Raw genomic sequence first — 13,347 nt, 5'->3', positions numbered from 1 at the left:
TATCCTTACCCTCTTTCCTTACCTCAGAGCGCTTCCGCGCCCGAAATGATTTCAATGAGTTCCTTGGTGATCTGAGCCTGACGCTGACGGTTGTAGGAAAGCGTCAGCTTGTTGATCATATCACCGGCATTGCGCGTTGCGTTGTCCATCGCGCTCATCTTGGCGCCCATTTCACCGGCAACGTTTTCGAGCAGAGCCCGGAAAACCTGAACCGAAATGTTGCGCGGAATAAGGTCTTCCAGAATAGAAGCCGCATCAGGCTCATATTCGTAGACGGCGCTCTGCGTTGCCTCAACCTCTTCCACAACAGGGACTGCGGCAGGAATAAGCTGCAGACCGGTCGGGATCTGGCTGATGACGGACTTGAATTCCGAGTAGATCAGCGTGCAGACGTCAAATTCACCCGCATTGAACAGGGAGATCACCTTCTTGGCGATCTGGTCGGCGTTTTCGAAACCGACCTTCTTCACTTCGCGCAGTTCGATACGCTCGATGATATTAGCTGCGAATTCGCGACGAAGGCTGTCGTAACCCTTCTTGCCGACCGTGATGATCTTGACCGTTTTGCCTTCGGAAATCAGCTTGCGGGCTTGATCGCGGGCAAAACGGGAAATCTGCGAGTTGAAACCGCCGCAAAGACCACGTTCAGCCGTGCAGACAACGAGCAGATGCACGTTGTCCTTGCCGGTGCCGGTCATCAGCGCCGGAGCGACGTCCGCCTCTACCGCCTTGGCGATGTTGGCAAGAACGGCGCCCATGCGCTGAGAATAAGGCCGGGCGGCCTCCGCAGCTTCCTGGGCGCGCCGAAGCTTCGCCGCGGCGACCATTTTCATCGCCTTGGTAATCTTCTGCGTCGCCTTTACGGAGGCAATGCGGTTTTTCAGATCCTTTAGTGAAGGCATCCGTTATCCGTCCGAGTAAAAGAGCCCTAATTACGAGAAAGACTTCGCGAAGCTATCAAGAGCGCCCTTGAGCTTGCTCTTGGTATCGTCGCTGATTGCCTTTTCCGTGCGGATGGTGTCGAGGATCGCCTTGCCTTCCGAGCGGAGGTAGGAGAGCAGACCCTGCTCGAACTTGCCGACCTGCGCGACCGGAATCTTGTCGAGATAACCGTTGACACCGGCGAAGATCACCGCGACCTGCTCTTCCGTCTTGAGCGGAGAGAACTGCGGCTGCTTCAGAAGCTCGGTCAGGCGGGCACCGCGGTTAAGCAGGCGCTGCGTGGAAGCGTCAAGGTCCGAGCCGAACTGGGCGAAGGCGGCCATTTCGCGATACTGGGCAAGTTCACCCTTGATCGAACCGGCAACCTGCTTCATCGCCTTGATCTGGGCGGCAGAGCCAACGCGCGAAACCGACAGGCCGACGTTAACGGCCGGACGGATACCCTGGTAGAACAGGTCGGTTTCAAGGAAGATCTGACCGTCGGTGATCGAGATCACGTTGGTCGGAATGAAGGCCGAAACGTCGTTGCCCTGGGTTTCGATGACAGGCAGAGCCGTCAGAGAGCCAGCACCCATTTCGTCGGAGAGCTTTGCAGCGCGCTCCAGAAGACGGGAGTGAAGGTAGAAGACGTCGCCCGGATAAGCTTCGCGGCCCGGAGGACGGCGCAGCAGAAGCGACATCTGACGGTAAGCAACGGCCTGCTTGGAAAGGTCGTCATAACCGATGAGGGCGTGCTTGCCGTTATCACGGAAGTATTCGCCCATGGCGCAACCGGCAAACGGTGCAAGGTACTGCATCGGAGCCGGGTCGGAAGCCGTGGCAGCAATGATGATCGAATACTGCAGGGCGCCGCGCTCTTCCAGAACCTTTACGAACTGGGCAACGGTCGAACGCTTCTGGCCGATAGCAACGTAGACGCAATAAAGCTTGTCGCCTTCCGGACCATTGTCGTGAATGGCCTTCTGGTTCAGGATCGCGTCGAGAATGATCGCGGTCTTGCCGGTCTGGCGGTCGCCGATGACGAGCTCGCGCTGGCCGCGGCCAACCGGGATGAGGGCGTCGATAGCCTTGAGGCCGGTCGACATCGGCTCATGAACCGACTTACGCGGAATGATGCCGGGAGCCTTGACGTCAACGCGCGAACGCTTGGCGGCGTTGATCGGGCCTTTACCGTCGATCGGGTTGCCGAGGGCGTCAACGACGCGGCCGAGCAGTTCCGGACCGACCGGAACGTCAACGATAGCGCCAGTCCGCTTTACGGTGTCGCCTTCCTTGATGGCACGGTCGGAACCGAAGATAACCACACCGACGTTGTCGGCTTCGAGGTTGAGCGCCATGCCGCGAACGCCGCCAGGAAACTCGACCATTTCGCCGGCCTGAACATTGTCGAGACCATAGACGCGGGCGATACCGTCACCGACGGAAAGCACCTGACCGACTTCCGAGACTTCCGCCTCGTTGCCGAAATTTTTGATTTGATCTTTCAGAATTGCGGAAATTTCCGCGGCGCGGATATCCATCAGCCAACCTCTTTCAGTGCAAGCTTAAGGGTGGAAAGTTTGGTGCGAAGAGACGTATCGATCTGGCGAGAACCAACCTTGACGATCAGGCCACCGAGGATCGAAGGATCAACGGTAACGGAAACCGTCACATCCTTGCCGGTAACGCTCTTCAGCGCCGCCTTCAGTTCAGTTTCTTGCGCTTCGTCGAGCGCATGTGCCGAGGTGACCTCGGCGGTAATTTCGCCGCGATGGGCAGCAGCAATGGAGCGATAGGCGCGGATCATGCCGGGAACGGCAAACAGACGGCGGTTATTCGCAACGACCTTGAGGAAATTGACAGCAAGACCGGCAATACCGGCCTTCTCGCAGATTGCGGTGATTGCCTTGAACTGATCCTCGGCGGAAAACACCGGGCTCGCAACCAGACGCTTCAAATCGTCACTTTCATCGAGAAGTGCGCCGAACCTGTCCAGATCGGCTCCAACTGCCTCGACCGCACCCGCTTCCAAAGCAAGCTCGAAAAGCGACGATGCATACCTTTCGGCTACACCGGATGTTCCATGGGAGGTATCTGCCACGGGCACTTTTTCCCTGCTAATCGTCCAAGAACATCAGCGAGGGGGATCCTCCGCATCAAATTCTTGAAATCGTTTCAATTTCCCCGAAAAAGACCGGAATTCCCCCCTGCCTTTTCCCAATTTCGCGGTCCGTCTAGCATAGGACGCCGGGACTCGCAACACGCGTAATAGCGGAAAGCGCCGTTTGGGCAAGGGGGAATGCGTTTAAATTTTCCGATTCCGCCCAGGATGCGCCGCAGGTGCGGCACAAAAGCCAAAAAGCCCGTCTCAGACCAGTCCGAACACGTAGCTCAACGACAGTGCAGACAACAGAAGGTGTACAACCAGAAGTATGAAATTCCGCACTGTTGCGCCTCCATCCGAGAGAATGGAGAGAATGCCGCCGAACACGCTGAGACCGAAAGCCGCACCGAAGGCGAGATAGACCATGGGCTGCGCCAGAAGCAGGGCGGAAGCACCGAGGCCGAGATAAAAACCGGCAAGCGACGAGCGCACAAGCGCGTAACCATCCCGGCGCTCGCCGATCGCCTGCAGACCGAAGGCACGCAGAGTAACGCCTGGTGCAAACATGAAAAAGAGGCCGATCACGACCGACACCACCGCAGCGCCGAAGGCCAGCTGCTCGCCGAATTCGGCGGGAAAATAAAACTCCATCTCGTTCCCCAAATCATTTTTGCCTGCTGCGTTATGACACGGTCATGACAGCGGGAAAACGTCCCCATTGATAAAGTTCAAAGGAAACTTTGCGGATCGATATCGAGCTGCACATGCACGCTGCCGCGTTCCTTCGGGCCATTGGCCATAAGCGTTCGAAGGAAGGATTGCATGTCGGAATTGCGCCGACCATGCACCAGCAGGCGAAAACGGTGCCGGCCACGGATAAGCGCCAGCGGCGCTTCCGCCGGGCCGAGCAGCATGATGCCCGTAACCTGCGGTGCTGCTGCCCTTAAACCCCGCGCATGGGTTTCGGCCTCCGCACGCGTATCGGCGGAAACGATGATTGAGGCAAGCCGTCCGAAAGGCGGAAGAACGGCTTTTTCCCGCTCCACGATCTCCCTTTCGTAAAAGGCAGATGCATCGCCGGAGACGATTGCCTGCATAACAGGGTGTTGCGGCTGATAGGTTTGCAACAGGCCGTGGCTTTTCAGCCCGGTTCGCCCGGCGCGACCGGTCACCTGCGAGAGCAGCTGGAACGTTCGCTCCGCTGCGCGCGGATCGCCATTGGCAAGCCCGAGATCGGCGTCGACAATACCGACAAGCGTCATAAGGGGGAAGTTGTGCCCCTTGGCAACCAGCTGCGTGCCGATGACGATGTCCGCCTCTCCCTTGACGATCGCCTCCAGCTCCAGACGCAGCCGCTTGACGCCCATCAGGTCAGAGGAGAGCACGATGGTGCGGGCCTCGGGAAAGTGTTTCTCCACCTCCTCGGCGATCCGCTCTACCCCAGGCCCGCAGGCCACCAGATGATCGAAGGTGCCGCATTCCGGGCAATGGTCCGGCGTCGGCTCGTTGTGACCGCACTGGTGGCATTGCAGTTGATTGCGGAACCGGTGCTCCACCAGCCAGCTCGAACATTGCGGGCACTGGAAACGGTGACCGCAGACCCGGCAGAGCGTCAGCGGCGCGTAACCGCGACGATTGAGAAAGAGCAGGGACTGCTCGCCCTTTTCGATGGTTTTGCCGATGCCGCGCAGGAGAACCGGCGAAAGAAACCCTCCCCTTTCCGGCGGATGGCGACGCATATCGATCAGATGCAGATCGGGCATCGCCGCATCGCCGAAGCGCGTATGCAGATGGATGGTGTTATAGCGGCCAGAACTGCCGTTGACCTGGCTTTCCACTGACGGCGTGGCGGAGACCAGCACCACCGGGAAATCCCCGATCCGGGCTCTGACGACCGCCATGTCGCGGGCGTTGTAAAAGACGCGGTCTTCCTGCTTGTAGGCCGGGTCATGCTCCTCATCGACGATGATGAGGCCGAGATTGTCGAAGGGAAGGAACAGCGCCGAGCGCGCGCCGGCCACCACCTTCACCTCACCCGTCACCGCCTGTCGCCAGACCTTTTCGCGCATGCGCGGCGACAGGTCAGAATGCCATTCCGCCGGCTTAGCGCCGAAGCGGTCGTGAAAGCGATCCAGGAAGGCCGCCGTCAGCGCGATTTCCGGCAACAGGATGAGAACCTGCTTGCCTTGTCGCAGCGTTTCCGCCACCGCCTCGAAATAGACCTCGGTTTTGCCGGAGCCGGTCACACCATCAATCAGTGAAACATGGAAACCACCCTTGCGCACATCCTCGAGAATTTCCGATGCCGCCTGTTTCTGCGGGCCTTCCAGTCGCGGCTCGGCATAGTCAGGATCAGGCTCGGCCACAACGGGCGGCGCGGGCAGAAATACCGTCTCGAATACGCCCTGCTTGACCAGACCATCGACAACGCTGGTAGAAACGCCGGCGGCATGGGCAAGGCCACTCTTCGTCCAGCCATGGCCCTCGGCCGCCAGTTCCATCACTCTCTCGCGGGCGGGAGTAAGCCGCTCCGGCCTGCCTTCGGTCAGCCGCAGCCCCTCGATCATAGGTTCGGGATCGAAGGCGGCGGGGGCGCGTAGGGCCATGCGCGCCACAAGGCCGGGCGGAGAAAGCGTGTAAGCGGCAACCCAGTCGATGAAGCGCCGCATTTCCGCTTTCAGCGGCGGGCACTCGAAACTCTTGGTGATGGGCCGCAGCTTTTTCGGATCGACGCTCTTCTCTCCTGCATCGTCCCACACCACGCCGAAGACCTGCCGTGGTCCAAGCGGCACCTGAACGATGGAGCCGGTCTCCACCACCATATCGTCAGGCACGGCATAACTGTAGGGTCCAGGCGCCGGCATCGGCACGAGAACGGGCACCGTGCGCGTGAGCGACGGCGGGTCGAACAGAGCCCCAAACAGATCGGACGAATCTTTTGCCATGATGTGGCGAACATGCCCCGGCGGAATGAAAAAGGAAACCGCCCGGATGTAATGGCAGACCCCGGTAAAGTCCACGCCAGATGCAAAGCCCAGGCGCAAGCCTTAACCAAATACTGACCATAAGGGCATAGCGTTGGGAGAGGAATGGAGCGCCCCGTGACCGAAATTCTGACTTTTGCCACACCCGATCTCTTGAACGAGCGCCAATCCTGGCTTGCCGCGATTGCCGGTGAACGCCGCCTTGCGGACAATACCGTCGAGGCCTACGAGCGCGACACTCGCCAGTTTTTGACATTCCTCACCGGCTATATCGGCAAGCCAGCTTCAATCGCCGATATCGCCGATCTGCGCCCGGTCGATCTTCGCGCCTTTCTGGCCAGTCGTCGCAGGGAAGGCGCCGGCGCACGCTCGCTGGGGCGGCATCTGGCGGGCCTGCGTTCCTTTCTGCACTATCTGCAAAAGAAAGGTCTGGTGAATGCGGCCGGGGCCACCGCCATGCGCTCGCCGAAACAGCCGAAATCTCTGCCGAAACCGCTGACGGACCGGCAGGCGCTGAAAATAACCACCACCGAGGCGCAATTGAATGAAGAGCCGTGGATTGCCGCCCGTAACGCTGCGGTTCTCTCGCTTCTTTATGGCTGCGGTCTTCGCATCTCCGAGGCGCTCGGGCTGGCTCCGGCCGATTTCACGCCCGACGCCCGCAGCCTTCGCATCACCGGCAAAGGCAACAAGACCCGGATGGTGCCTTTGCTGGCGGTGGTAACGGAAGCGGTTGAGGCCTACAAAAAGCTCTGCCCCTATCATCTGGCTGCCGACCAGCCGCTATTCCTCGGCGCGCGCGGCGGCAAGCTGCAACCTGCCATCATCCAGCGCGAGATGCAGAAGTTGCGTGGCGCTTTCGGCCTGCCGGAAAACGCCACACCGCATGCGCTGCGCCACTCCTTCGCCACCCATCTATTGGCCGGCGGCGGCGACCTGCGCACCATTCAGGAACTGCTCGGCCATGCCAGCCTCTCCACCACGCAGATCTATACCGGCGTCGATACCGCAAGATTGCTGGAAATCTACGATAATGCCCACCCGCGCGCATGAAGCAGGAAATGCTTAACCATAGTCATTAATCAGACGTCCAAGCCGCCGTTCTATAAGTGGACTAGAACCGGATGGTACCTATGCAAAGCCTGATAAAGCCACAAAATCTCACCGCCACCCTGATGGGCAAGACCGGCGACACCCTGCTCTGGTTGCTCGCCGCGCTGCACGTCACTGCTGTCGCAATCCTCTTCGCGACGTTGCTATCGTTGGGTGAGGCGCAAGCCGCCGAACAGGAGATAAGCTGCACGGGCAGCGATATTCTCGTGGAGATGCGCAAGAGCGACCCGCAGAGCTTCGCGAAGATCGAACAGGAAGCGGCAGCTATACCGAACGGCAAGGGCAACTTCTGGCGCATCGAAAAAGCTGGAACGGCACCGTCCTTTCTTCTCGGCACCATGCATGTCACCGATCCACGTGTTCTTGGCATGCCAGCGGCCGCAACACCCGCATTTGAAAAAGCCGCGACGGTCATCGTGGAATCGGACGAAATCGTCGATGACAAGAAAATTGCGGCATCGCTGCTGACAAGACCCGACCTCACCATGTTTCTGGACGGCAAGTCGATCACCGACATCCTGTCACCCGAAAATGTCGCACGCCTTGAAAAGGGTCTTAAGGAGCGCGGCATTCCGCTGAGTGCCGTTTCGCGCATGAAGCCATGGATGCTGTCGAGTTTCGTCGCCCTTCCCGCCTGCGAATTTGCCCGCAAGGCCACAGGCCTGTCTTTCCTGGATAAGAAGCTCGCTGAAGATGCGGTCGCGGATGGAAAGCACCTTGTCGGGCTGGAGACCATGGTGGAGCAGCTTGCGGCCATGTCTGAGCTGCCAATGGAATTTCATCTGCAGGCGCTGATCGAAACGCTCGAATTGGGCGACCGCATGGACGACATCATGACGACCATGACCGATCTTTATGTCAGCGGTGACATCGGCATGACCATGCCCATGCTGAAGAGCATCGATCCCAAGAAAGCGTCTGAAAATGACCAGGGCTACGCCGCCTTCGAGCAACGCATCATCACCGATCGCAACCACGTCATGGCGGAGCGATCGGCCCCTGAGCTTGCCAAAGGCAATGTCTTCATGGCCGTCGGCGCTTTGCACCTGCCGGGCGAAGAAGGCGTAATTGAACTCCTGCGTGCGCAGGGCTTTACCCTCACACGGGTCGACTGATCCACTCGTCTCCGGCCTTGACGGGGCGGACATTGGCGCAAAACGGCCGCATCGTCGCCGGCACGATGCGACGATGAAACGGACCGACGACGAAAAGATAGAGACGCCCGAACAGGTTCTTGCGCCGGACGATAGTCGTGACCTTCACGATCTGCCGACCAGGCTCCTGTTCCACATCGACGACGATACGGAAATCGAGATGGTTGTCGTCAAAGCCGAGCACTGTCCGGTCCGCAGTAGACGACAGCACGGGAAATCCGCCCGCCGAAGTACCCGCCGCCAGCTCGACCGTTCTGAGACCGAAAAGCGATACGAGACGGTTTCGAAGCGCCATAAGGCCGCTGATCCATGCCGGAGGATGATCGAGGAGAAGTCTGCTCACGTCGAGTGAACTCGATGCGGCCGTCACCATCTCTCCTTCAAAGCAATCCCGCCAGTCCGCGCCCGGCAATATGTCTTCGCTATCCCGCATCCCATAACCTCATTGCCGCCTTGTGTGGCGAGGCTCATCATCACTATTTCCGATCATCCGGGAACGTGACAAACCGCCGCTAATGGCAATTCGAGCGGGTTTAGCTTCAGAAAATACGAAGAGACAGACACATGGAGCGTTTTCACTTTTGGAAAAGCGTAGTGCTTTAGCCGTGCGTCATACGCTTCAAAACATTGGTGCGCCAGTAGAACTGGTGAACCAGAACTGCGGCGACGTGGCCGGCGATCAACACCCACATCAGCCCCTTGAACGGCCCGGAATGCAATTCTCCTGCTACTCGCGCGCCGAAATAATAGGCCGCAATGCCCGACAATGGCAGGGCAAAAAACAGCGCGTAAAAGGTGAAATGCGCGACCTTCGCGGCGATTTGAGAAGCGCGCGGTTCATTGGCGGGATGCGGCGGCACCCCCTGGAAAAACCGCAGACAGAGGCGCAGAACCGCAAGGGACAGGACGGCAAAGCCGACATACGCGTGAATATTGGCCGAGGAGATCTGGTCCGGCGTCAGCGTTTCACCCCGCCGCATCAACCGATACGCATGGGCCATGCCATCTGGAAACAGAAGGTTGAAGAAGATCAGAAGCGCCATCGTCCAGTGAAGGATACGCTGCGGAGCGGAGAAGGAAACTTGAGTAGAGGACGCCATTTTATTGCCTTTTATCAAAAGGTTAGACAGGCTATGGCGCAAATATGCTGAACCCCGGCCTGCATTGCAAGCCGGGGTTCGCTTTATGGCTGAAATTTAATATTGGCTACAATCACATATGGATCGGCTTGAAGAAAGTTGCCAGCGCCGCTTCCTTCACCGCTTCCGACATGGTCGGATGCGCATGGCAGGTACGGCCGAGATCTTCCGAGGAACCACCGAATTCCATGAGCACGGTGATCTCGTGGATCATTTCGCCAGCGCCGAAACCAACGATATGGCCGCCGAGAACCCGGTCGGTTTCCTTGTCAGCGAGGATCTTCACGAACCCATCAGTCACCTGCATGGCGCGGGCGCGACCATTGGCGGTGAAGGGGAACTTGCCGACCTTGTAGGCGACACCAGCGGCCTTCAGTTCTTCTTCCGTCTTGCCGACGGAAGCGACTTCCGGCTGCGTATAGACCACGGCCGGAATGACATCGTAGTTCACATGGCCGCGCTGGCCGGCAAGAATTTCCGCAAGAGCGACGCCCTCGTCTTCCGCCTTATGTGCCAACATCGGGCCCTTCACCACGTCGCCGATGGCGTAGATGCCATCCACATTGGTCTTGAAGTGGCCGTCGATTTCGACACGGCCGCGGCTGTCGAGCACGACACCGGCTTCCGCAAGGCCGAGACCCTCGGTGTAGGGCTTGCGACCGGTGGAGATCAGCACAACGTTGGCTTCCAGCGTTTCAGCCGCGCCACCCTTGACCGGCTCGAACACCACCTTTGCGCCGGTTCCCGTCTTTTCAACGCCCGTCACCTTGGCACCGAGCTTGAAATCGAGACCCTGCTTGGCGAGCAGACGCTGAGCCTGCTTGGAGACTTCGCTATCCATGCCGCCGAGAATGGTGTCGAGATATTCGACGACGGTGACCTTCGCGCCAAGACGCGACCAGACCGAACCAAGCTCGAGGCCGATGACACCGCCGCCCACCACGATGAGCTTTTCCGGAACCTTGGAGAGCGCAATCGCGCCGGTGGAGGAAACGATGACGCTTTCATCGATATCCACCTCGACGCCGGGAATACCAGCAACATCAGAACCGGTGGCGATGACGATGTTCTTGGCTTCGATTTCCTGGCTCTCGCCCTTGTCATTGGTGACGGAGACCTTGCCGGCGGATACAACCTTGCCTGTGCCCTGGAAGGCATCGATCTTGTTCTTCTTGAACAGGAAGGCAACGCCGTCGACATTGGCTTTCACCACGCTGTCCTTGTGCCCCATCATCTTCTCGAGGTTCAGCTTCGGAGCGGCGACTTCGATACCAAGCGTATCAACGCCATGGGCCACATGCGCGAAGGTTTCGGAAGCGTGCAGCAATGCCTTGGAAGGAATGCAGCCGACATTGAGGCAGGTGCCGCCATAGGTCGCGCGCTTTTCGATCACTGCGACCTTCAAGCCAAGCTGTGCCGCCTTGACCGCGCAAACATAACCGCCGGGACCCGTACCGATTACCACTACATCATATGCCATGTTTCTGTTCCTGATTGATTGCGGGCAGGATTTTGAACCGCCCTGCTTCCGTTTGACCTGAAACTCAGGCCGCTTTTTCCGTTGCGAGTTTTATACCGAGAGCGATGAAGACCACGCCACTGGTGCGGTCGATCCATTGGCTGGCGCGCTGAAAAGCTGCGCGCATGCGAGGTGTCGTCATGAACAGGCTGACGCCGACGAACCACAGGATAAGGCAGCTTGCCATGACGAGCCCATATCCGAACTTGATGCCAACAGGCGTATGCGCGTGAACCACCGTCGAAAAGATCGACAGGAAGAAAAACACCGGTTTGGGGTTAAGCGCGTTGGCGGCAAAACCGAGCGTGAAGGCCTTCAATGCAGTCTGGCCGCTTCTTGCCCGAACGCCATCTTCGCCTTCCGCAGCCGGCAATTCGGTCTTGCCTGCGCGCAGCGCCTTGATGCCGATATAGATCAGATAGGCGACACCCAACCACTTGACGATGTTAAAGAGATATATCGACTGGGAAATGATGAGACCAAGTCCAAGGATCGTATAGGTGACGTGGAACATCAGGGATGTGCCAACACCGAAGCTGGTGATGATGGCCTGCTTGCGCCCATGCACCATGGCCTGACGCATGACCATCGCCAGATCCGCGCCGGGAGAAACGATCGCGAAAAAGAAGATCGCCATCAGGGATGCAAGTTCGATCAGATACTGATGCATGGGAAAATCAACCTCTAAAACATCAACACGAAAAGCATCAGCCCAAGACCGAGCATCGAACCGAGCCAGACCAGCGAGCGGATATAGGGCACACCAGCGAGATAAAGTGGAATATAGACCACCCGGCAGATCAGCCAGATCAAAGCGCCGGTGAAGGCCAGCCCGGACGGATCGCCGGCCATGATGACACCGAAGGCGAGCGCAATGAAAGCGGGATAGGTCTCGCGAAAATTCGCCGAGGCACGCGCGGCGCGTCCGGCAACCCTGCCCTGCGGCTTCTTTTCAGCATCCCGCGGACCGGCATTCCAGTCCAGCCCGAATTCCCGCGTTGCCGTCATTCCCTGCAGCGCAATGTGGGCGGCCAGCAGCAGGACGCTGAGCCCGATCAGCGGCAAAAAGGGTGACGCGGCAAGAAATGTCGGCTGCACTTTCGCTCTCCTGATGGCATTTCAGCGGGATCGACTTGAAACCCCGCTGAAACGAAAAGCAAGACCGATCAGAGATCGAGAACCAGACGTTCCGGATCTTCGAGGCTTTCCTTGACGCGAACGAGGAAGGTCACGGCTTCCTTGCCGTCAACGATACGGTGATCGTAGGAGAGCGCAAGATACATCATCGGACGGATGACGACCTGACCACCGATGGCGACCGGACGCTCCTGGATCTTGTGCATGCCTAGGATGCCCGACTGCGGCGCATTAAGGATCGGCGAGGACATCAGCGAGCCGTAGACGCCACCATTGGTGATGGTGAAGGTGCCGCCCTGCATGTCGGCCATGCCGAGCGAACCGTCGCGCGCTGCCTTGGCGAGACGGCCGAGTTCCTTTTCGACACCAGCGATGGAGAGCTGGTCGGCATCGCGAATGACCGGAACGACGAGACCCTTGTCGGTGCCGACAGCCATGCCGACGTGACAATAGTTCTTGTAGATGATGTCCGTGCCGTCGATTTCAGCGTTAACCGCGGGCAGTTCCTTCAGCGCGTGGGTCACGGCCTTCGTGAAGAAGCCCATGAAGCCCAGCTTGACGCCGTGCTTCTTCTCGAAAACGTCCTTGTAGCGGTTGCGCAAATCCATGACGGCGCTCATGTCCACCTCGTTATAGGTGGTCAGCATGGCGGCCGTGTTCTGTGCATCCTTGAGGCGACGTGCGATCGTCTGGCGCAGGCGGGTCATCTTGACGCGCTCTTCGCGAACCTGATCCTGCTCGGCCGAAACCGGACGGGGAGCAGCAGCAGCGACTGGAGCGGCGGCAGGTGCCGAAACACCCTTGGCAACAGCGGCGAGAACGTCGCCCTTCAGAACCTGGCCACGCTTGCCCGAACCGTCGACCTGATCGGCGGAAAGGTTGTTTTCAGCGAGCAGCTTGCCGGCGGCAGGTGCCGGCGGCATGGCGCTTCCAGCCGGAGCGGCGGCCACGGCTGCGGCAGGTGCCGGTGCAGCAGCAGGCGCAGCAGGCTTTGCTGCGGGTGCAGAAGTTGCAGCGCCGGCAGCACCTTCGGCGATCTGGCCGAGAAGGGCGTCGAGACCGACGGTTTCGCCGTTCTGCACGACGATTTCGGTCAGCACGCCGGAGGCGGGCGCCGGAACTTCGACGGTAACCTTGTCGGTTTCGAGTTCAACGAGAGGTTCGTCGGCCTTGACGGTATCGCCGACCTTCTTGAACCAGGTGCCGACGGTCGCTTCGCTGACGGATTCGCCGAGGGTTGGTACGCGGATTTCAGTGGCCATGATCTAGTTCCGTT

The 13,347-nt window shown here is 59.1% G+C and carries 13 protein-coding genes; 2 read left to right on the top strand and 11 right to left on the bottom strand.

What is annotated here, in order from left to right; translation table 11 throughout:
• Positions 1–23: 23 nt before the first annotated feature.
• The 5 genes from J5276_RS01015 to J5276_RS00995 all read right to left on the bottom strand — a co-directional run bounded on the left by J5276_RS01015 (position 24) and on the right by J5276_RS00995 (position 5,970).
• Positions 24–902 (bottom strand): F0F1 ATP synthase subunit gamma, encoded by an 879-nt coding sequence (locus J5276_RS01015; RefSeq protein ID WP_003516748.1) that lies wholly within the window; start codon positions 900–902, stop codon positions 24–26.
• A 30-nt stretch (positions 903–932) separates the two neighbouring features.
• Positions 933–2,462: a F0F1 ATP synthase subunit alpha gene (atpA, locus tag J5276_RS01010; RefSeq protein WP_003516747.1), complete on the bottom strand. Its 1,530-nt coding sequence runs from the start codon at positions 2,460–2,462 to the stop codon at positions 933–935.
• Positions 2,462–3,028 carry a F0F1 ATP synthase subunit delta gene (locus J5276_RS01005; RefSeq protein ID WP_026330904.1) on the bottom strand — a complete coding sequence of 189 codons (567 nt, stop codon included), beginning with the start codon at positions 3,026–3,028 and terminating at the stop codon, positions 2,462–2,464. Before J5276_RS01005 ends, atpA begins: the two co-directional genes overlap by 1 nt.
• A 261-nt stretch (positions 3,029–3,289) precedes the next feature.
• On the bottom strand, positions 3,290–3,676 hold the full coding sequence (locus J5276_RS01000; protein WP_019566060.1) for a phage infection protein: 387 nt from the start codon (positions 3,674–3,676) through the stop codon (positions 3,290–3,292).
• A gap of 77 nt (positions 3,677–3,753) precedes the next feature.
• On the bottom strand, positions 3,754–5,970 hold the full coding sequence (locus J5276_RS00995) for a primosomal protein N' (protein WP_065705254.1): 2,217 nt from the start codon (positions 5,968–5,970) through the stop codon (positions 3,754–3,756).
• A gap of 144 nt (positions 5,971–6,114) precedes the next feature.
• On the opposite strand from J5276_RS00995, the gene J5276_RS00990 reads away from it, so the two are divergent.
• Both J5276_RS00990 and J5276_RS00985 read left to right on the top strand, forming a co-directional pair.
• Complete coding sequence (locus J5276_RS00990) at positions 6,115–7,062, top strand: tyrosine recombinase XerC (protein WP_035252387.1); 948 nt, start codon at positions 6,115–6,117, stop codon at positions 7,060–7,062.
• 80 nt (positions 7,063–7,142) lie between these two features.
• Entirely contained in the window at positions 7,143–8,237 is a 1,095-nt protein-coding gene (locus tag J5276_RS00985; protein WP_065705232.1) for a TraB/GumN family protein, read from the top strand.
• Here the strand turns inward: J5276_RS00985 and J5276_RS00980 are convergent.
• The 6 genes from J5276_RS00980 to odhB all read right to left on the bottom strand — a co-directional run bounded on the left by J5276_RS00980 (position 8,221) and on the right by odhB (position 13,333).
• Positions 8,221–8,709 carry a DUF2867 domain-containing protein gene (locus J5276_RS00980; protein ID WP_038492351.1) on the bottom strand — a complete coding sequence of 163 codons (489 nt, stop codon included), beginning with the start codon at positions 8,707–8,709 and terminating at the stop codon, positions 8,221–8,223. The genes J5276_RS00985 and J5276_RS00980 overlap by 17 nt on opposite strands.
• 166 nt (positions 8,710–8,875) lie before the next feature.
• Positions 8,876–9,376: a cytochrome b gene (locus tag J5276_RS00975; RefSeq protein ID WP_065705230.1), complete on the bottom strand. Its 501-nt coding sequence runs from the start codon at positions 9,374–9,376 to the stop codon at positions 8,876–8,878.
• A 112-nt stretch (positions 9,377–9,488) separates the two neighbouring features.
• Positions 9,489–10,895 (bottom strand): dihydrolipoyl dehydrogenase, encoded by a 1,407-nt coding sequence (lpdA, locus tag J5276_RS00970; protein WP_065705228.1) that lies wholly within the window; start codon positions 10,893–10,895, stop codon positions 9,489–9,491.
• A 64-nt stretch (positions 10,896–10,959) separates the two neighbouring features.
• Positions 10,960–11,604, bottom strand: coding sequence for a LysE family translocator (locus tag J5276_RS00965; protein WP_003516732.1), 645 nt, complete (start codon positions 11,602–11,604; stop codon positions 10,960–10,962).
• A gap of 14 nt (positions 11,605–11,618) precedes the next feature.
• Positions 11,619–12,032 (bottom strand): MAPEG family protein, encoded by a 414-nt coding sequence (locus J5276_RS00960; RefSeq protein ID WP_013636885.1) that lies wholly within the window; start codon positions 12,030–12,032, stop codon positions 11,619–11,621.
• A gap of 68 nt (positions 12,033–12,100) precedes the next feature.
• Positions 12,101–13,333, bottom strand: coding sequence for a 2-oxoglutarate dehydrogenase complex dihydrolipoyllysine-residue succinyltransferase (gene odhB, locus J5276_RS00955; protein ID WP_019566052.1), 1,233 nt, complete (start codon positions 13,331–13,333; stop codon positions 12,101–12,103).
• Positions 13,334–13,347: the final 14 nt, after the last annotated feature.

The organism is Agrobacterium sp. S7/73 (genome assembly GCF_019355535.1).
Lineage (GTDB): Bacteria > Pseudomonadota > Alphaproteobacteria > Rhizobiales > Rhizobiaceae > Agrobacterium > Agrobacterium tumefaciens.
This window is presented reverse-complemented; position numbering and strand designations above follow the sequence as displayed.